This window comes from Dolichospermum sp. LEGE 00246, assembly GCF_015207865.1.
GTDB lineage: Bacteria > Cyanobacteriota > Cyanobacteriia > Cyanobacteriales > Nostocaceae > Dolichospermum > Dolichospermum heterosporum.
In genome coordinates this window covers 1-18,738 of the sequence record NZ_JADEWA010000056.1, presented here as the reverse complement: position 1 = coordinate 18,738, position 18,738 = coordinate 1, and the positions used below count along the sequence as shown (strand labels likewise).

16 protein-coding genes and 1 pseudogene are annotated in these 18,738 nt (G+C 39.4%); 10 read left to right on the top strand and 7 right to left on the bottom strand.

All coding sequences use genetic code 11. The features are described from left to right. The first annotated feature begins 66 nt into the window (after nt 1-66). Entirely contained in the window at nt 67-267 is a 201-nt protein-coding gene (locus IQ228_RS06320) for a type II toxin-antitoxin system HicA family toxin (protein ID WP_027403175.1), read from the top strand. Nucleotides 268-269: 2 nt separating this feature from the next. Beyond that, nucleotides 270-539 (top strand): type II toxin-antitoxin system HicB family antitoxin, encoded by a 270-nt coding sequence (locus IQ228_RS06315; protein ID WP_228043726.1) that lies wholly within the window; start codon nt 270-272, stop codon nt 537-539. A gap of 595 nt (nt 540-1,134) precedes the next feature. On the opposite strand, the gene IQ228_RS06310 is transcribed toward IQ228_RS06315, so the two are convergent. Next, complete coding sequence (locus IQ228_RS06310) at nt 1,135-3,165, bottom strand: family 10 glycosylhydrolase (RefSeq protein WP_193962427.1); 2,031 nt, start codon at nt 3,163-3,165, stop codon at nt 1,135-1,137. 405 nt (nt 3,166-3,570) lie between these two features. On the opposite strand from IQ228_RS06310, the gene IQ228_RS06305 reads away from it, so the two are divergent. Then, nucleotides 3,571-5,388, top strand: coding sequence for a WD40 repeat domain-containing protein (locus IQ228_RS06305; protein ID WP_193962426.1), 1,818 nt, complete (start codon nt 3,571-3,573; stop codon nt 5,386-5,388). A gap of 212 nt (nt 5,389-5,600) precedes the next feature. Then, nucleotides 5,601-7,331: a DNA repair protein RecN gene (gene recN / locus IQ228_RS06300; protein WP_027403171.1), complete on the top strand. Its 1,731-nt coding sequence runs from the start codon at nt 5,601-5,603 to the stop codon at nt 7,329-7,331. Between the two features lie 93 nt (nt 7,332-7,424). On the opposite strand, the gene IQ228_RS06295 is transcribed toward recN, so the two are convergent. Beyond that, a complete protein-coding gene (locus tag IQ228_RS06295) occupies nt 7,425-8,000 on the bottom strand; it encodes a Uma2 family endonuclease (protein WP_027403170.1) in 576 nt (191 codons plus the stop codon). A gap of 297 nt (nt 8,001-8,297) precedes the next feature. Between IQ228_RS06295 and IQ228_RS06290 the strand changes: the two genes are divergently transcribed. Together IQ228_RS06290 and IQ228_RS06285 are read left to right on the top strand one after the other, a co-directional pair. Continuing rightward, the gene (locus IQ228_RS06290; protein ID WP_027403169.1) at nt 8,298-8,567 is read left to right on the top strand and encodes a hypothetical protein; all 270 of its coding nucleotides are present in this window, start codon (nt 8,298-8,300) and stop codon (nt 8,565-8,567) included. Continuing rightward, the gene (locus tag IQ228_RS06285; protein WP_306459844.1) at nt 8,537-8,902 is read left to right on the top strand and encodes an HNH endonuclease; all 366 of its coding nucleotides are present in this window, start codon (nt 8,537-8,539) and stop codon (nt 8,900-8,902) included. Before IQ228_RS06290 ends, IQ228_RS06285 begins: the two co-directional genes overlap by 31 nt. 294 nt (nt 8,903-9,196) lie before the next feature. Here IQ228_RS06285 and IQ228_RS06280 read toward each other — a convergent pair whose 3' ends face one another. From IQ228_RS06280 to IQ228_RS06265, 4 genes are all read right to left on the bottom strand, one after another. Then, nucleotides 9,197-9,709 carry a hypothetical protein gene (locus IQ228_RS06280; RefSeq protein ID WP_193962425.1) on the bottom strand — a complete coding sequence of 171 codons (513 nt, stop codon included), beginning with the start codon at nt 9,707-9,709 and terminating at the stop codon, nt 9,197-9,199. Nucleotides 9,710-10,325: 616 nt separating this feature from the next. After that, nucleotides 10,326-11,864 carry an AAA family ATPase gene (locus tag IQ228_RS06275; RefSeq protein ID WP_193962424.1) on the bottom strand — a complete coding sequence of 513 codons (1,539 nt, stop codon included), beginning with the start codon at nt 11,862-11,864 and terminating at the stop codon, nt 10,326-10,328. A gap of 392 nt (nt 11,865-12,256) precedes the next feature. After that, entirely contained in the window at nt 12,257-12,556 is a 300-nt protein-coding gene (gene rplY / locus IQ228_RS06270; protein ID WP_027403164.1) for a 50S ribosomal protein L25, read from the bottom strand. 84 nt (nt 12,557-12,640) lie between these two features. Next, entirely contained in the window at nt 12,641-13,969 is a 1,329-nt protein-coding gene (locus IQ228_RS06265; RefSeq protein ID WP_027403163.1) for an adenylosuccinate synthase, read from the bottom strand. 1,716 nt (nt 13,970-15,685) lie between these two features. Here IQ228_RS06265 and ndhL point away from each other — a divergent pair. From ndhL to IQ228_RS06245, 4 genes are all read left to right on the top strand, one after another. Beyond that, nucleotides 15,686-15,895 (top strand): NAD(P)H-quinone oxidoreductase subunit L, encoded by a 210-nt coding sequence (gene ndhL / locus IQ228_RS06260; RefSeq protein ID WP_080683924.1) that lies wholly within the window; start codon nt 15,686-15,688, stop codon nt 15,893-15,895. 26 nt (nt 15,896-15,921) lie between these two features. After that, nucleotides 15,922-16,233: a DUF3007 family protein gene (locus IQ228_RS06255; protein WP_027403162.1), complete on the top strand. Its 312-nt coding sequence runs from the start codon at nt 15,922-15,924 to the stop codon at nt 16,231-16,233. Nucleotides 16,234-16,306: 73 nt separating this feature from the next. Then, a complete protein-coding gene (gene trpA, locus IQ228_RS06250; protein WP_027403161.1) occupies nt 16,307-17,110 on the top strand; it encodes a tryptophan synthase subunit alpha in 804 nt (267 codons plus the stop codon). Between the two features lie 231 nt (nt 17,111-17,341). Further along, nucleotides 17,342-17,992, top strand: coding sequence for a hypothetical protein (locus IQ228_RS06245; RefSeq protein WP_027403160.1), 651 nt, complete (start codon nt 17,342-17,344; stop codon nt 17,990-17,992). Between the two features lie 128 nt (nt 17,993-18,120). Here the strand turns inward: IQ228_RS06245 and IQ228_RS06240 are convergent. After that, nucleotides 18,121-18,738: pseudogene (locus IQ228_RS06240) on the bottom strand (nucleotidyltransferase domain-containing protein); the annotation flags it as partial.

Sequence of the window (18,738 nt, the reverse complement as noted above, 5' to 3'; positions counted from 1 at the left end):
GAGTTATGATATTTATATGGAAGTAAAGCATCATTTTCTTATAATTGATGTAAATATTCTTAATTTATGACTAAAAAAGTAAAAGAAGTAATTAAATTACTAGAAAATGATGGATGGGTACATATACGAACTACGGGTAGTCATAGACATTTTCGGCATCCAAATAAGCAAGGGACTGTAACTGTTCCAGGAAAATTGTCTGATGATCTTAAGTTAGGTACGCTTAATAGCATTTTTAAACAAGCTGGTCTAAATGGAGATAATTAATTATGATCGCTCTAACTCCGAAAACTATAAATTATATTGTGATAGTCGAAAAAGCTGATCACAATTTTTCGGCTTATGTCCCTGATTTATTGGGATGTGTAACTACCGGTGAATCAATTGCAGAAATTGAAAAAAATATGAAAGAAGCTATTATTGGGCATTTAAAAGTAATGCGAGAATATGGTGATCCTATTCCTGAATCATCCTCTATCTATGAACTTGATAGTCCTGCAAGTATTATTCTGCAAGTAAGTATTCCTATAGGTTTTTAATCTTGACTTTTGCATATTTCATGCTTTGCAGTTGGGTAATTAAGTCTGCTTCTAGTTGGGCTTCCGTTTGGGTGGTCATGGTTGATATTTTTTAAGTATGAGAGACTATTTTAATATAGCAATCCTATTTGAGTTTTTTAATCATCTGTTGGCTTCCACACCCGCCTGGGAATAAATTCCCTGTCTCATAGCTCAAGTCCGTTAAAACGGACTAATAAATTTTCCTAGTGTTTAGTCATCTTCAGATGACTTTTGCTATTAGACTGGGAATATGGCTTACGCCACGCTACGCTATCATTCCCAGGCGGGTTATAGGTTTTACGTTAAGTTGACACATATCAGCACTGCTAAACCCCTACCCATAAAATCAAGTAATTAAGCCGTGTTGAGTATAAGTTATGAGGTATTCAAAGGGTTAAGTTCCTTTTGAGACCACGATAATGTTACCACTACAAACAATCTAATTGAGATTTTTGTGAGCGATCGCTCATTTACCTGTCAAAATAAATTTGATTGACATAAAACTAAGATTATCGCTGTCCAGATGTGTCTAGACTTTGGTAATTTTGGGTAAGTTTTATAGAACGGTTAGGAGTCAAGTTACAGTAATCATCACACCTGCACTTTCATTCCCTAATCTATCCACAGCACATACCGCATAAGTTCCCGGTGGAACTGTCGCAAAGGTAGTACCAGCGGATAAAATGCGTTGAATTATCCAATTATTGCTATTTTGCGAATATAGAGTCCAAGAACGCACAGGTTGACTATCTCCTGCTTCCCAATTTAATTTTCCATCCATAAACTTGAGGTTTTTGGGAGGTGGTGGCGTGATGGAACTTTGCCATGACATAATGGGAACTAAGGCAGGTGTGGGATAATCGGTTCTAAATTGGTCAGCAATGCCTTGACGATTTTCTTTAATGCCAGTCATGCTGAAAAAGATATTACCCAAAGATAAACTACCTGCTAAATTCCGAGAAATCTGAATCTGCTTGACAATTTCGCTGTTTTTCCATTCCTTCCCATCTAGCTGTCCGAGATTGTTACCTGCATAGACATGACGCTGTTTGGTATTAATCTCCGTCCACCATTTCAGCAAAGTTTGATAACCTTGTTTAGTTTGGTCAGTCCGCCAGTAAAGTTGAGGAGCAATATAATCTATCCAGCCTTGCTGTAACCATTTTTTAGAATCTGCATAGAGAACATTATAGGCATCTAACCCGACAATTCCCGCAGGTTCTCCAGAACGATAAATACCAAAAGGACTAATCCCAAATTTCACATGAGGTTTGGTGGCTTTGATTCCTTGGGAAAGTCGCAATACCATTTGATTGACGTTTTCCCGTCGCCAATCTTCTAAACTCAGTTTACCGCCACTGGCTTTATAAGCTGCGTAGGTTTTATGATCGGGAAAAGGTTTACCAGATATGGGGTAGGGGTAAAAATAATCATCTAAATGAATCGCATCTAAATCATAACGGCGGACAACATCAATAATGACGTTGTATGCTCTGTCTTGAACGATTTTTGCACCGGGGTCCATCCATAGTTGACTACCCCATTGATAAACAACTTCGGGATTTGTCACGGCAATATGAGGACGAACAGTGGAAACTTGACTGTTAGCTCTAGCGCGGTAAGGATTAAACCAAGCGTGTAATTCAATATTGCGTTGATGACATTGGGCGATCGCAAATTCCAAAGGATCATAAAATGGACTTGGCGCTTTTCCCTGCGTTCCCGTAATCCAAGCACTCCAAGGTTCTAAGTCAGAAGCATATACAGCATCACCTTCCGGTCTGACCTGCAAAACTAAAGCGTTGAAATTCAAAGCTTGTAACTGTTTAATAATCGCCACCAATTCCGCTTTTTGCTGTTCCACAGACAGTCCTGGCTTAGAAGGCCAATCACTATTCCACACAGTCGCAACCCAAGCGCCTCGAAATTCTCGCCGATGATTTACTTTAACGGTATTAGAGGTTGTCGGTTTAGGTGTAGGAATCGTTGTGGTTATAGGTGCTGCAACAATATAATCAGAAGGAATTTTTTCCGCTTTTCCCAAATACACTAAAGCCTGATAAACCATCACTGCCACATCTGCACGAGTAGCGGCTGTTTTATAATTTAGTATTTTGACGTTGGGATAATTCACCACCCAACCAGCACGGGTCGCCAAACCTATTTGATTAATTCCATAGTAAGGAATTAAAGATCCATCTTGATAAATTTCTGCCAGTTTACTCACTAAATCCAGGTCAACTTGACCAGCAATTCCCAAACCATTGACAATTGCGACTAAAGCATCACCCTTAGCAATACTTTCATCTATCCCAAACCGCTTGTTCGGATAACCCGTCAAAAATCCAGTTTCATAAACTTTCTTAATCGCGTTTATTGCCCAATGGGTCTGGGGAACATCTCCAAAAGGCAGATATGCACGTTTAACTGGTTGGGAAAAAACTGAAGCGATAATGGCAGCAAATTCAGCGCGAGTTACAGGGTTATTGGGGCGACAAGTTCCATCAGGATAACCGCTGATAATCCGCCGTGCTGCTAAAGCTTCTATAAATGGTCGGGACCAATGATTTTGAATATCGGAGAAAGTTATAGGAGTAGATACCATATTTAAGGAGATAGTTACATCTTCTGTTAATTTAGCAATTTTTAAGTCATAGTTGCTAATTTTCTGGGAATGCAGTCAAACATATAAGTTTTTTAAATCTCTCTTTTCCAAAAAAATCACATTTCTATGTTTATTGAGAATATACCCAGTTAATTCTCAAGATTATTGAGAATGTAATCAATAAGCTAACGATTTTACTAGGGTATTGACATCTGGAAATTTTATGCTATTGTCAAGATATATGATCTGAAAGTATTTATATCTAAAAACTGGCGTTGCGGAAGGAAAGAATTTTTTGCACGCAGAGACGCAGAGACGCAGAGAGTATAAAGTTTTATTTTCTGAATTTTATTGACTATGTCTTTTGATATAGTAATCACGACTTGACAAGTAATACCAGTTAACATGAATAATCGTCAGTTGCTAGAAGTTAGCGAGTATGTATGTTTGGGGTTATCAGTATTAGGAACAATAGTAGCGACAGTGACGCAACAGGTGGTTTATGCAGTTATTCCCCTGAGTTTAAGTGTAGCTTTAAATTTAGTTAATCGTCCTAAGTTTAATTATTCCCAATCACAAATTGAGCAATTACAAACAAGGTTGCAAAATATCACTGAAGAATTTTACCAAGTTGAAAAAACCATGAATACCTCTAATCAACGTTTGGAACAAATCGAAGATTGGAGACAACAACTCAGCCAAATTATTGACCAAACTATTGAAATTGCCATTAATGAACGTTTGGGAAAACTTGAAGTTTATAAACAAGAAATTAGTCAAATTATTGATCAGAAAATTCAAATATCAATTCAAAAATTGAGTACGGAATTTACTCAGATTCATCAACAAATCGAAGTTGTTAATTCTCGATTTGCAGAAATTGATAATTCAACCCAGAAATTGCATCAGACAATTTTAGAACAGAACCAATCAATAGGTGAGATTAAAGAAACTCAAAAAAGTGAAATTTCCAAAAATAATGACATCCTTGATTCTATTAACCAACGGTTGACAGATGGATTAACAGAATTAGATAGTTTGTTCACAGCTTTGGTACAACCGTTACAGGTTGAAAATAAATCAAATCCGCAAACAGCAAGCCAAGAAAAAGAAGAAATTTCCCCAATTAATAAATTAGATTCTATTAGCAATTCTATTAACAAATCGTTGAAAACATTGGATGTCTTGACGGAATTAAATACTTGGTTTAACCAGTCACAGTTAGGAAATGAATCAAGTATAAAAGAATCAGATAATTATCAAGAACCACTAGAAGTAATTGCTACCACATCTTCATCAAATGACAACACCGAAAAATTAGTATTTATTGGTACTCTCAAAGGACATGAAAAAAAAGTTCTTGCTGTAGCTTTTAGTCCAGATGGGAGATTTTTAGCAAGTGGCAGTGATGATACAATTATTAAATTGTGGGATTTAGCAACTCAGCAACATCGCACCTTTGCAGGACATGGGAAATATTCTTGGTCTAGAGGGATTAATTCTCTAGCTTTTAGTCCAGATGGTAAATTTTTAGTAAGTGGTAGTGATGATAAAACTATTAAATTATGGGATGTAAATTTAGGAATAGAAGTTTTCACTTTTACAGGACATGAAGAAAGAGTTAATGCTGTCTCCTTTAGTCCCTTGGGGAAAATTTTAGCCAGTGGAAGTAAAGACAAAACAGTTAAACTGTGGTCATTAGAAACAGGAAAAGAAGTTTACTCTTTCAAAAGTCATACCGATGATGTTTTATCTGTAACTTTTAGTCCCGACGGTAAACTATTAGCTAGTGGTGCAGGTGGTAATGATAAAACTATCAAGATTTTACAATTAGCTGAAAATAAAGTGAAAACCTTAACAGGACATTCTGATTGGTTTGGAGGGATTACATCTCTAGCATTTAGTCCCGACGGAAAAACTTTAATTAGTGGTAGTCAAGACAAAACTATTAAACTTTGGAATCTAGAAACTAGTCAAGAAATTAAAACTTTATCAGGACACTCTGATCATATTTGTTCTGTTGCATATAGTCCCAATGGACAAATTTTTGCGAGCGCTAGTAAAGATAAAACAGTGAAATTATGGTCAGTCGCTAGTGGAGAAGAAATTTCTAGCGTCAAATGTACTGATTCTGTAATTTACTCAATTACTTTCAGTCCAGATGGTAAAATATTAGCGGCTGGAAGTGGAGATACAACCATTACTCTGTTTCCCATAGCATAAGTTTGATTCTACAGGTAGGGTAAAGCATGAGCTAAACCCTTACACCTCTGGGTTTTGAGCGTTGCTGATAGCCATATTGAAGTAGAAAAAAGGAAAATTAAAAATCTTCACCTTTGCGCCTTTGCGCCTTTGCGTGAGACTAATTCATACTTTCATTCACCAACGCCATAATCAATAAAAACGGGGAAATCTGCAATCTGAGGATTATTTAAATGCTGCTATATTTAAGAATTGAAAATTTCGCCTTAATTGATCATCTGGAATTGGATTTTGGTGTAGGTTTAAATGTATTAACGGGAGAAACCGGCGCAGGAAAATCAATCATATTAGATGCCATTGATGCCGTTTTGGGTGGTAAAGTCTCTAGTCGGGCGATTAGAACTGGCACAAATCGCGCTATCGTGGAGGCGACTTTTAGCGTCACTCCGCCTTTAGCTGCTTGGTTAAGTGAACAAGAAATTGATTTAACCGATGATCATGCTGTGATCATTAGTCGAGAAATTGCCACCACTACTAGTAATATCCGCAGTAGATCAAGAGTAAATGGAGTGCTGGTAAATCGCCCCTTAATGGCAGGATTACGAGACAGTTTAGTAGAAATTACAGCACAAGGACAAACGGTACAGGTGGGACAATCTGCCCAAGTTCGGGATTGGTTAGATTTATATGGTGGTGATGCCTTGTTGCACAAACGCCAAAATGTTGCCGCTGCTTTTATTCTATATCAACAAGCCCGGCAAGCACTGGAAAAACGCCGGACATCAGAACGGGAACGGCTGCAACAATTGGATTTACTCACCTATCAAGTGCAAGAATTGGGTGCGGCTAATCTTGATGATGCCCAGGAAATGGAGCAATTAAATCAAGAAAGAGAACGCCTCAATCATGTTGTGGATTTACAACAAATGAGTTACAAGGTTTATCAGGCTTTGTATCAAGATGATCAGGAAACTCGCACTGCTGCTGATTTATTAGCCGATGGAGAGATGACATTAACTCACATGGTGGAGTATGATCCTCAATTACAATCTCTCTTGGAATTGGTGCGAGATGCAGTGGCAGCAGTGATGGAAGTGGGGAGACAAATTAGTATTTATGGAGAAGGGTTAGAAGCAGATCCGCAACGGTTGGAAGAGGTGGATGAACGGATACGGGAATTAAAACAAATTTGTCGTAAATATGGACCTACTTTAACGGAAGCGATCGCTTATTATGAACGTATTCAAACTGAATTAGCTGAACTAAATAATAGTGAACAATCTATCGAAACTTTAGAACAACAAGAACAATTATCTTTACAAGCACTCCAGCAAGTTAGCCACCAATTAACCCAATTACGTCGTCAAACTGCGGCTAATTTAGAATCTCGGTTATTAGCCCAACTCAAGCCGTTAGCAATGGATAAGGTGAAATTTCAAGTAGAAATCGTCCCCATTACCCCCGCAGCTACAGGTGCAGATAAAATTACTTTTATGTTTAGTCCTAACCCCGGTGAACCTATCCAACCATTAACAGAAATTGCTTCTGGTGGAGAAATGAGCCGTTTTTTACTAGCTTTAAAAGCTTGTTTTAATCAAGGAAATGAAGTAGGAACAATGATATTTGATGAAATTGATGTGGGGGTTTCTGGTAGAGTTGCCCAAGCTATAGCAGAGAAATTACACCAACTTAGTCAAGGACATCAAGTATTATGTGTAACTCATCAGCCTCTAATTGCAGCAATGGCAGATCGTCATTTTCGCGTTGATAAATTAGTAATTAATAAAGCCAGAAATAGTAATGATGAACAGCGGACTGTTGTGAGAGTAACAAGTTTGGATAATTTAACTACCCGACGGGAAGAATTAGCACAGTTAGCCGGTGGTAAATCAGCAAATGAAGCAATTTCTTTTGCTGAATCTTTATTATTACAAGCTGCTAATCATCGAGAAAAGAGAAAATAGATGGTGAAATTGTCAGAAGTGGCTAACGCCACGCTTCGCTATCAGGATGTCCAGGATTTAATAAAGTCATCCTCTCAATTATTCTATTATCTATCAGACAAGTGGTAGCATTTGGAAAACTACAATTTCTAAATCGGGAAAATCTAAAGGAGATATTTTTTGCTGTTCTGTGATAATTGCTTGATTTTGATAACCTTCTGTTGTGGGATTTCTAAATACAATTAATTCGCGTTTCACTACATCTAACACCCAATAATCCTTAATTCCTGCTTGAGAATAAGCTTTAGCTTTGATTTCTGTATCTAGTTTTAAACTACTATCTGCAACTTCGATAATTAAATAAACTTCTGCTGGGGTAGGATGATGATCTGCATAGTCTAGGGGATCTATTTTCACCACAGCAATATCTGGTTCTGGTTCAGATCGTTCATTTAATTTTACAGGGTCTTGAATAGCTATGCAAGCTTTATGACCAATTCTGTTTTCCAACAACTTATATGTTCTACCCACTGCTGAACGGTGGGCTGTTCCTTTAGCAACCATCCAGATTATTTTCCCCTCTAATAATTCTACCCGTTCACTTGGTTCAAATATTCCTGCTTCAGCCATTCTGTGGTATTCATCAACAGTCCACAGCCGCAATTGTAAGGGTGATTCTGTGGTTTGCATAGTTAATTAAGGTGAATATTTATTTTCTATTACAATACCTTGTCCAAATTAGAAAAAGCCTTGATTTGTAGGTTGGGTTGAAGCATGAAACCCAACAAATGCGTTGGGTTGCGCTGTCGCTTAACCCAACAAAGCAGGAAATGGACAAGGTATTGCTATTATAGAATTATTTGTCTGAATCAGGATGTCCAGAATTTAAGGATTTACAGGATTTTTGTCTGAATCAGGATATCCAGGATTTCAGGATTTTCAGGATTTTTTATGAGATAATACAAATAAAGACACTGTGAACATACAATGGCTACTCAATTAATGGTTCAACCTTCGTCTTTAATATCTTCTGGTATGAAGATGAGTGAATTTGGTAATATTTATCTATTTAAATTTACCGAAGAACTACAGATACGTTTTGAAGAACTATTAGCAAAGAAAAAATCTGATAAACTGACTTCTGAAGAGGAAGCGGAATATGTAGGTATCTCGGAGTTACAGCGAATATTTACCTTAATTAATGCTCAACTAGCGGCTAAAAGTAAATGGTGTCCGAACCAACTCGACGACTTATAAGAAAACGAGCTAAATTTCTCTGTGAATATTGTCACTCTCCAGAATATCTGAGTCCTGATCGTTTTACTATTGATCATATTATGCCGCAGTCTTTGGGGGGTTCAGACGAACTGGATAATTTAGCTTTGGCTTGTCATCGCTGTAATGAGCGTCATTATAATTTTATAGTAGCTACTGATCCTAAAACTCAAGAGCAAGTTGCTTTATTTAACCCTCGTCAGCAAGAATGGTCAGAGCATTTTATCTGGACAAAAGATGGTATAAAAATTGTAGGTACAACGCCTACAGGAAGAGCCTTCTCACAATGGAGTAAGTCGCCAGATTTCAGTCTTTGAATAAAATCAGTCTGCTGTGCTTTGAGTATTGTTGTCCAGTCCATTTGTCAAAACTCACCTTTATCTGACAAGGAGTATTTATTCTATTATTCCCTATTAAGCAGCAAAAAGCACTAATTTAGATCATATTGCAGTTTTTTGAGTCTAACCGAAAAGTATTGAATCCTCAAACCCTAAAAATACAACTCAAACAAACATCCTGCAAATCCTTTAATCCTGGATATCCTGATATGGCTTGCGCCACGCTACGCTATCAGACAATTTAATTTTATAATCCTAATTATCAATTGTTAATTACTTTTCCCAAAAGCGAAAATTGAAAGTTGCAGAGTCCCGACGGAAGCGCCGAGTAGGTTTTCTTTTGCGTCTCTTTGCATTTCTTTCACTCGGCTGTTCTGGACTTATTTCTTCCACAATCTCCTCTGATAATTGTGTTTGTAATGCCTCCTCACTTCTCCACCAACCAATAATCCAACCACCACCAACTCCAGCGATCGCACCGAATATAATACTAATAGGGGCTGAATAACCGAGGAAAAGGCAGCCCATCATAAAAAACAACCAATATTTTAATCCAGCATCAATGCCATCATTAGAGGCGACAGTAGCAGGTTCAGGATTATTATCATTGGCAAATGTGAACCACCCCAAGGTGACACCACCCATAATGGCTATGAATAAACTGAGAGGAACTGAAGCATTAGCAATTCTGGAGATAATAAATAAAAATAATCCAAATAACAATTGAGAAAGAAAGTTAGGAGAAGAAGAGAAAATATTGCCTAGTAGATTATTTTTTGGTGCCATAATGCTAGAAATCAGGAGAAAGAATAATTATATCTCGTTTATCTCGTTCCCAGTCTCTGACTGGGAATGCTATCATAGAGGCTCTGCCTCTACTATTCTTGTCAGTAACCCAGCCCTAAAGGGACTGGGCTTGCAAGAGTAATCAAGCAAGCCGTGCTGACCAGACCACCCTGAGCGTAGTCGAAGGGTAGCCGTTATTTGAGTCACGACACCCCGGAATGCGAAGCTAGTTCCCTGCTCTGTCATTTGCAATTAAACAGTTTTAAGGTCACTGAAACAGTGTTGCAAGTCTAACAAGCTCTTATAACTGGTCGTTCGCGCCAGCGTGCCGGAGGCATCTAGCTAACATCACCCCAGAAATGGGAGTTGGTTTCCAGATTCCAATCAAAAATCTGGTTTCAATTTTAATATCCACAGCGGTTAAAACCGCACGTGTCGCTTCCCTCTCAGGTCTAAAGACACTGAGTTTCCCACTTACCGCGAGGTCTTATGAGAATCCTATCATAGACATCTTGCCTCTACTATTATTGAAGGCAGAGCCTTTAGAGTTCATTCCCATACAGAGTATGGGAACGAGGAAAGCGCAATGCTAAACCCTAAGTTAACTAGACAAAAATTAAATCAGTTTTGATAATTGGGTGTCTAGCGGTTGAGTTGTATCCACAACTGTTATATAAGGTTGTTCTAGATTTGTAAATGGTTCAGATTGCTTGATTTGAGATGCTAATAAATCAGCGGTTGCATCAGCAATATCACCAGTACGGTTCAGGAGTCGTTCTTTGATAACTTCTAGGGGTGCGGTACAGTTGATAATATGCACAGGTAATTGATGCTGTGTAGCTTGGGAAATAACTGTCTCCCGTAAATCCTGGCGATCATATTTGGCATCTAAAATCACAGACCAACCTTGATTAGCCAGTATAATTCCTAATGCTAATAATCGGCTATAGGTTTTTTGGGTCATTTCTGGTGTGTAGATTTCATCACCACCTTTTTCTAGGAGGGGAATTCCTGCTAAATGCTTACGCACAGCATCAGAACGGAGATGAACTGCGTTGAGTTTCCGCGCCAAATATTTAGCTGTGGTACTTTTACCAGCACCAGATAATCCTGACATTAAAATCAGTTTTCCCTGTTGGGGTTTGGTATATTCCCAGGCTTGACGGTAATATGCAGATGCGGTTTTTGCAGATTCTTCTTTGACCGCAACCGGGATATTAGGATCATCTAATAAAAAGGAATTTACTTTAGCTCGTACATAGGCTTGACGGCTTAAGTATAAAGGTAATACCTGTAAACCTTCCCAGTCTCCAGTTTGCTCTACGTAGGTATTTAAAAAGGCATTTCCTAAGTCTTTCCGTCCTCTGGCTTCAATATCCATGACTGTAAATGCTACGTCATACATGACATCCACAAAGCGGAAAGGCTCATTAAATTCTATACAATCAAATAGCATAATTCTGTCATGCCAAAGAGCAATATTTCTGAGGTGCAAATCGCCGTGACATTCACGAATATAGTTATTGTCAATTCTGCTTTTAAATAGTTCTGGATGTTGGAGAAAGAAGTTGTCTGTATATTGTTTTGTTTCCTCAAATTGTTCTTTTGTTTGTGGTCCACCAATATATTTTTCAGCTTGTTGATAATTCTCATCAATTGCTAATCGGACTTGGGAGACTTCTCCAAAACTGCGAATATAATCGTTTGTCTCGGTGTTTGCATGATATTGAGCTACAACTCGTCCCAATTCTTCTAAGTGACTTTCTGACAAATTTCCACTGGCAAAAAGTTCACTAAATAGGGTTTCTTGGGGAAATTGACGCATCTTTACTGCATATTCTACGGTTTCTCCTGTGCCACCTAAATGGTATTGTTCACCTACTACGGTGATGGGGAGAACTTCTAAATATAATTCACCTGCACCTCTTTGATTTAGTCGCAGTTCTTCTTGACAAAAATAATGCCGTTTTTCTAAGGTGGAAAAGTCTAAAAAACCAAAGTTAGCTGGTTTTTTGAGTTTGTAAGCATAATCCCCAGTGAGGAAGACATAGGAAATATGAGTTTGAATTAGTTGAATTGGTTCTGTTACGGGATGAGGATAAAATCCTGGTTGTAACATTTGTGAGATTAAATTCGGGAGATTGGTTTCTGTCATTTTTATTGGTAATTGGTAATTGGTAATTGGTAATTGGTGAACTCTTCCCCGTTCCCTAATATAGATAATTTTTCCACAAAAAAACCAGGGCTAACCCTGGTTCTCTTCTTTATTACAGCAGGTTGCGTAGTTAGGAGGTAAACAATCTAAATTGAAACCTATACAAGTAGTGAGACAGAGTTAATTACACAACGTCATTGCGTAAGCGTTGCGTTGCGTTAGCCATATGGAACGAAATGAAGCAATCGCCAGGGTTGTGATTGCTTCCCTTCGCTCGCAATAACTGTAAATATTTTTGTCCAATTACTTACAAAGCCAGTTTTACTCCTGACTCTTGACTGGGCGCAGGCCCTGCGCCCCTACTTCCTGACTCCTGCTGTATTACCTGAATTTTAGCCTTTAGCGCCAGCAAAAAAACTTAGGTGATAAGGTGTGCCTTTGGCTGGGTGGATCTGAAGTTCGCGGATTACGGTTATACCAGTCCACTCCAATTCAGGAATGCTGAGTTCTATTTCGGTTTTGTTGGGGGTAACTTGCTTGAGCAGGCGTTCTACAACTTTAGCGTCAAGAACTAGAGCAATTGATTCAATCCCTTTGTGACCATACAAGTTGGCGGGAATTAAGCCTGAACGGCGCAAAGCTCTGGGTTTGCTACCTTCGGGACGGGGTTTAGATTCGAGTGCGATCGCCATATAATTTGTTAATTTGTTAATTGTTAGTTATTCGTTGTCTGTTGTCAGTTATTTTGCCACTAACCAATGACCAATGACCAATGACTAAACAGGTGTACCGTTGGGTTGTAACAGTGCGCGTTTGGGACCGTGAATCGGGTCTTCGACAATGATAGTTTGATCACGACTTGCTCCCAAGGAAACAATTGCGATCGGCACTTTCATTAATTCTGCTAAGAATTTCAGATAGTCCAGTGCTTTTTGTGGTAACTCTTCCAGGGTACGACAGTGACTTGTTGAAACTTGCCACCCCGGTACAGTTTTGTAGATGGGACGACAACGAGCGAACTGACGAGCGCTGGTGGGGAAGTCTTCGCAGCGTTCACCATCAATTTCATAAGCCACACAAACATTGATTTCCTCTAGTTCATCGAGAACATCCAGTTTAGTGAGTGCCATGCAATCCATGCCGTTAATACGGACTGCATAACGCCCGATAACCGCATCAAACCAACCACAGCGACGTTTACGCCCTGTAGTTGTGCCAAATTCTGCACCGCGATCGCCTAGCAAGTCCCCAATTTCGCCATTTAGTTCTGTGGGGAATGGACCTTCTCCCACTCTTGTAGTATAGGCTTTGGATACACCAATTACCCGATCTATCATTGTTGGACCTAATCCACTACCAACGCAAGCCCCACCAGCGACTGGGTTGGAGGATGTGACGTAGGGATAAGTTCCATGATCCAGATCAAGCAATGTCCCTTGTGCGCCTTCAAACAAAATATTTCGTCGCCGTAAAACTGCATCGTAGATTTTCAACGATGTATCAACGACAAAAGGACGCAAGCGTTCTGCATAACCTAAATACTCCTCAATCACTGCTTGTGGATTCAAGGGTGGTAGATTATACAGCTTTTCTAAAATGGTATTTTTATAGTTTATCGTCCGTTCTAACTGCTCAGGCAGTCCATCGGTGTCCATCAGGTCCAACATCCTGATGCCTGTACGTTCCGATTTATCCGCGTAGGTGGGACCAATGCCTCTACCTGTTGTACCGATTTTATGATTTCCCCGGACTTCCTCGGATGCCTTGTCAATCATGCGATGATAGGGCATGGTGACATGAGCCGTCTGAGATATCAACAGATTAGCCGTAGAAATATTTAATTGTTCTAGTTGTTCGAGTTCTTTGATCAAAACCTGTGGATCTATGACTGTGCCACAGCCAATGATACATTCGGTTTTTGGATACAAAATACCAGAGGGGATTAAGTGCAGCTTAAACGTCTGACCTTGGACTACGATTGTATGCCCAGCGTTAACTCCCCCTTGATAACGTACCACCACGTCTGCGGAGCGGCTGAGCAAGTCAGTTATTTTACCTTTTCCTTCATCGCCCCACTGGGCACCTATGACAATGACGTTAGCCAAGAGATTATATTAAAGGGTAAAGTTTCCACAAATTACAATTATCAGCATATTTCATATCTTTTGTCAAGAAATTTGTCATAAATTCAATGAGTAAGCACAAAAAGGAGACAACAAAAGATGTCTTTCGGTTTCTCTCGAACTGTGACATACTGAATACTTTTAACCGCGACACTCCCTGACATCTGAGATATCGTGAATGTCCAGTACAACATTACCAACTGAGTTGATGAAGTTGCATTGGTGTCAACTTAAGCTCAAATCCCTACCACATCTCGTTCCTAGTCTCTGACTAGGAATGCAGTTGATGAGGCTCTGCCTCTAATATTATTGAAGGCAGAGCCTTTTAGAATTCATTCCCAGTCAGAGACTGGGAATGAGATGAAAAATTTCCGGGTTATTTAGAGAAATCCACAAAAAAGATGATCCTAGTGCTTACGCATTGACAAAGTTTTCTAAATATGTAATGTAGATTTTATCTCTTGTAGGGTGCGTCAGACCCAATAATTTGGTAAAAAACAGATTTCCTCTATCTGACGCACCCTACTCAATATGTAATGTGGATTTTATCTCTTGTAGGGTGCGTCAGACCCAATAATTTGGTAAAAAAACAGATTTCCTCTATCTGACGCACCCTACTCAATATGTAATGTGGATTTTATCTCTTGTAGGGTGCGTCAGACCCAATAATTTAGTGAGGGACTTCCAAGAAATAAATTATCCTGATTAACGAACCACGGAGGCGCAGAGGACACAGAGGAATAAGGGTTTGAGAGATTTTTGCGTTAGGTGGTTTATCGGTTGTCAAGAGATTGCTTCCTTTCACTGGCAATGACAACTCATGCAGCACAGGTTTATTAGAGACTTCCAATCAAAAAAATATCCCAAAATTTCTTGTGGTGCGGGACGAATTGTCCGCTAATCATCAAGGACGGGCAAGGATGCCCATCCCACAAAATTGGATCATTTTTTTTGCGGAGTTCTCTTAGTCATCTTCAGATGACTTTTGCTATTAGACTGGGAATTCATTCCCAGGCTGGCTAAAGGTTTTAGCACATCTTTAGTTGGTTTTTAGATGGGAGTGGGGGGGCTCGAACCCCCACGACCTTTTACGGTCAACGGATTTTCATTCTCTTGTAGTTTTCACTACTACTTAGGTGCTAAAGCAATCATAAGTTTTGAGAATTGGACTCTCCCTTTACCCTCGGCTTTACGTTAGGGTAGCTCCCGTCGAGTCTCTGCACCTTCCCAGTCAAATATTTTTCTGGGCTTGGCTCAGGATTGCCATATCTATAAATAGATTTAGGTTTCCCTGAGTTTGAGAGCTGCCACTTGAAAGATTTCTCTATCAAGGCTCAATTCCTTTAAGTCCGTAGCGTCTACCATTCCGCCACACTCCCGTAAGGTTGTTTACTGTTTTTGAGGCAGTATTTACCCTCTTGTCTGTTATACCACTAATTGCTTTTTTTTGGCAAGTAGATTTTAAAATTTTATTTGCTAACGCTAATATTTGACATTTAGCACCGAAACAAAATATTAAACTAGCCAGTTAGTTCACGCTTAATGGCTAAAGGTGATCATATCATAAGTTTCGATTTTTGGGCAATTGGTTTTTAAAGAAGATGGAAAATAACAGAATTACCGACTTCCTCAAACCAGCCATTGGGCATATCATAAGAAGTGAATGCACCAAATATAGTTCAAATTGCGGTAAGAAATATGGTTGTAGCACTACTGTATCTGAGTTTGGCGGGCGCTTATTTGCTGGTAATACCCATTGCTGTATTTTTCTACTTGAGTTTAAGATGGTATACCTGTGGTTCTGTGGAACGGGTGTTTATGTACTTTTTAGTGTTCTTTTTCTTTCCGGGGTTGCTAGTTCTCTCCCCGTTTGTGAATTTGAACCCCCGTCCTCGAAAAATTGCTTAAATTAAAATTGGTAGGTCATAATTCTCATGCGACGTATTGACGCAATTGGTATTGGCTTCGGCGTTTTTGTGGCTGGTGGCTTGGCTTATGTGGGTTTGCAAGGGGTGGGTTTAGATAGTCAGAATGCTGGTATCTGGAGTCAAGTTTTCTTGATGGCTGGCTTAATTGGCTGGTTATGCACCTATATTTTCCGAGCGATAGGGAATAAAATGACCTACCATCAACAACGGGAAGCTTATGAAACGGCTTTTTTGCAAAAGCGGCTTGATGAACTCTCTCCTGAAGAGTTAGCTAAACTGCAAGCGAAGATTGAAGAGGAAAAAGAATCTCAGGTTTAGAGTTATGATTGTTCAGTTGTCAGTTGTTGATTGTAACTACTGACTACTGACCACTGACTACTGACTAGGCGAAATGACTGCTATTTCTCGTTGCTTTGAAAATTTAAGACGGAATCAAGAGTGCGCGTTGATTCCTTTTATTACGGCTGGTGATCCGGATTTAGAAACTACTGCTAAGGCTTTGCAGGTTCTGGATAATTCTGGGGCGGATATTATTGAGTTGGGTGTACCCTATTCTGATCCTTTGGCTGATGGTCCGGTGATTCAGGCTGCGGCTACTCGCGCTTTGGAGAGGGGAACGACTTTAGAGCAGGTATTGGAAATGCTCAAGGGGATTAGTCCGAGTTTGCGATCGCCTATTATTTTATTTACCTATTACAATCCGATTTTACATCGAGGCGTTGATAAGTTTTTGAGGCAAATTAAAGATGCTGGGGTAGCAGGTTTAGTTGTGCCGGATTTGCCATTGGAAGAGTCCGCAGGGCTAATTAAACCAGCGGCGGAGATGGGGATAGATTTAACCTTATTGGTAGCTCCTACGAGTTCTCCCGAAAGAATAGAGGCGATCGCCCGTGCGTCTCAAGGATTTATCTATTTAGTCAGTGTTACTGGTGTCACGGGAATGCGAACCCAACTGCAAACGCGGGTTGGTGAACTGCTGCAACAAATCCGTCATGTTACAGATAAACCTATTGGTGTGGGGTTTGGAATTTCTGAGCCTGAGCAAGCAGGACAGATAAAAGCATGGGGGGCGGATGCGGCAATTGTCGGTAGTGCTATGGTGAAGCGACTGGCAGAAGGCACACCAGAGCAGGGATTAGATGCGATCGCTCAATTTTGCCAAAGTCTCAAAACAGCCATCAAAAATCCCTCTTAATCAAAGAGAGCAATTGCCAAACAGTGTATTTTTTTGTTATTTTTTAGTGGACAATTTGACTGTAATCGTCTTAAATAATAACAGCATATCTTAGGATAGACAAAAAACTAACTGATACACTGGTTAATCTTGAATTTTCTTATAATATCAAAGTAGGCAAAAAATTATGCGTGTGAGAGTGCATCAGTCACAACTGAGTTACTATTCAGTAATATTTGGGGGGTAACAGCAATGAGCGAAAGTATGGCATTTATTGGCGGAGTCGCAGTAGCTGGGTTAGCGGCTTTAGTCTTGCTGAAAGGGACAAATACCCCGATATCATCGAACTTTGCTGTCAGTCCCCAAATGCCTGGGACAGTCATGGCACCCCAGGTAATGCAGTATCCCCCTAATTACGGGCAACCTGTCTATTCTAACCAGCCCCCAACCGCTCCTAATTCTGATCAGCGGCTAGAAATGGAAAAGCTGAAAATGAATATGCAAATAGAGAAATTGAAAACTGACAATGAACAACTAAAGTTACAAAACCAACAATTCCAGGCACAAGCTCAAAGTTTTACGCAACAGCAGTGGCAATTAGCACAACAAGCTAATCAACAAAAAATGGCCACTTTACAACAACCTGAGCAAAATAATTGGTGGTCTTCACCTATGCTTTGGGCTGTGGGTGGTGCTACCTTGACTATTGGTGGTGGTGTTGTCGTCGCCGGTGTCTTATCTTTATTTGCACCAAAACAGCGACCTACTCGTACTGTTCAGGTGATTCATCCCTACAATGGATCAACACAATCTTTAAATCCTGTGCGTCGTGCTGAGTTTTTACCATCTTCTCCCATGGAATCTAGAAGGATCGAAACCGCAGAATACGACGAAATGCACTAAAACGTTGTGCTGAATAGTTCAGACATTGAGAAAGTAAAAACCAAACATCAGAATCCAATTAGTAGGGTTTTAACATTAGTAGCAATTGTTTTCATAAAACCTCGCAGTAAGTGGGAAACTCAGTGGCTTTAGCCCTGAGAGTCCCAACCTTGCATTTCCACCAACTCCATACACAAATCATTAATTTGCTCCAAATCAGGACGATGTGGTAAACTAGATTGCTCATAAAAAGCATCCATTTGAGCAACCAAATCTTCCGCCATTTTCATCAACTCTTCATAACTATAATTACCCCGCAGAATAGCCTTTAAATCATCAATATCACCAGCTAAATTTCTATCTACAGTTACTTCTCCCCGCTGCAAAATTTCCAATCCACTGCGTAGTAATCTAATACAGTGCATTCCATGTTTTAAATCATAACCTGATTTTTTTTCCATTTCGGCTCTTGCAGGGTTTCTATTTTCCTGCCAAGATATATAAGCCTTCCATTCTCGCAACGCAATTTGATAACTTTGACTTTTTTGCAAAAGGCGAATAAACTCTTTGCGTCCATGAGTTAAATTTTGGGTATATGCTAAAGTTTCATCTGCTAAAGTGTATTGTTTTAAAACACCTTTAAAATCAATATCCGCAGTCAGCAATTTATATAACTGTTCTGATTCTTCCAAAAATTCAATTTTCCCCCTAATTAAAAGATAAAGATATTCCAAAAAAGCATTTAACTCATCTTTACTTAAAGGAAC

Excerpts from the sequence above, each read along its gene's own strand:
- IQ228_RS06255 (WP_027403162.1), top strand. The coding sequence starts at position 15,922 with ATGCGACGTATTGACGCAATTGGTATTGGCTTCGGCGTTTTTGTGGCT.
- IQ228_RS06295 (WP_027403170.1), bottom strand. The coding sequence starts at position 8,000 with ATGCAAACCACAGAATCACCCTTACAATTGCGGCTGTGGACTGTTGAT.
- IQ228_RS06305 (WP_193962426.1), top strand. The coding sequence starts at position 3,571 with ATGAATAATCGTCAGTTGCTAGAAGTTAGCGAGTATGTATGTTTGGGG.
- IQ228_RS06320 (WP_027403175.1), top strand. The coding sequence starts at position 67 with ATGACTAAAAAAGTAAAAGAAGTAATTAAATTACTAGAAAATGATGGA.
- IQ228_RS06245 (WP_027403160.1), top strand. The coding sequence starts at position 17,342 with ATGAGCGAAAGTATGGCATTTATTGGCGGAGTCGCAGTAGCTGGGTTA.
- recN (WP_027403171.1), top strand. The coding sequence starts at position 5,601 with ATGCTGCTATATTTAAGAATTGAAAATTTCGCCTTAATTGATCATCTG.
- IQ228_RS06310 (WP_193962427.1), bottom strand. The coding sequence starts at position 3,165 with ATGGTATCTACTCCTATAACTTTCTCCGATATTCAAAATCATTGGTCC.
- rplY (WP_027403164.1), bottom strand. The coding sequence starts at position 12,556 with ATGGCGATCGCACTCGAATCTAAACCCCGTCCCGAAGGTAGCAAACCC.
- ndhL (WP_080683924.1), top strand. The coding sequence starts at position 15,686 with ATGGTTGTAGCACTACTGTATCTGAGTTTGGCGGGCGCTTATTTGCTG.
- IQ228_RS06315 (WP_228043726.1), top strand. The coding sequence starts at position 270 with ATGATCGCTCTAACTCCGAAAACTATAAATTATATTGTGATAGTCGAA.
- trpA (WP_027403161.1), top strand. The coding sequence starts at position 16,307 with ATGACTGCTATTTCTCGTTGCTTTGAAAATTTAAGACGGAATCAAGAG.
- IQ228_RS06290 (WP_027403169.1), top strand. The coding sequence starts at position 8,298 with ATGGCTACTCAATTAATGGTTCAACCTTCGTCTTTAATATCTTCTGGT.
- IQ228_RS06280 (WP_193962425.1), bottom strand. The coding sequence starts at position 9,709 with ATGGCACCAAAAAATAATCTACTAGGCAATATTTTCTCTTCTTCTCCT.
- IQ228_RS06285 (WP_306459844.1), top strand. The coding sequence starts at position 8,537 with ATGGTGTCCGAACCAACTCGACGACTTATAAGAAAACGAGCTAAATTT.
- IQ228_RS06275 (WP_193962424.1), bottom strand. The coding sequence starts at position 11,864 with ATGACAGAAACCAATCTCCCGAATTTAATCTCACAAATGTTACAACCA.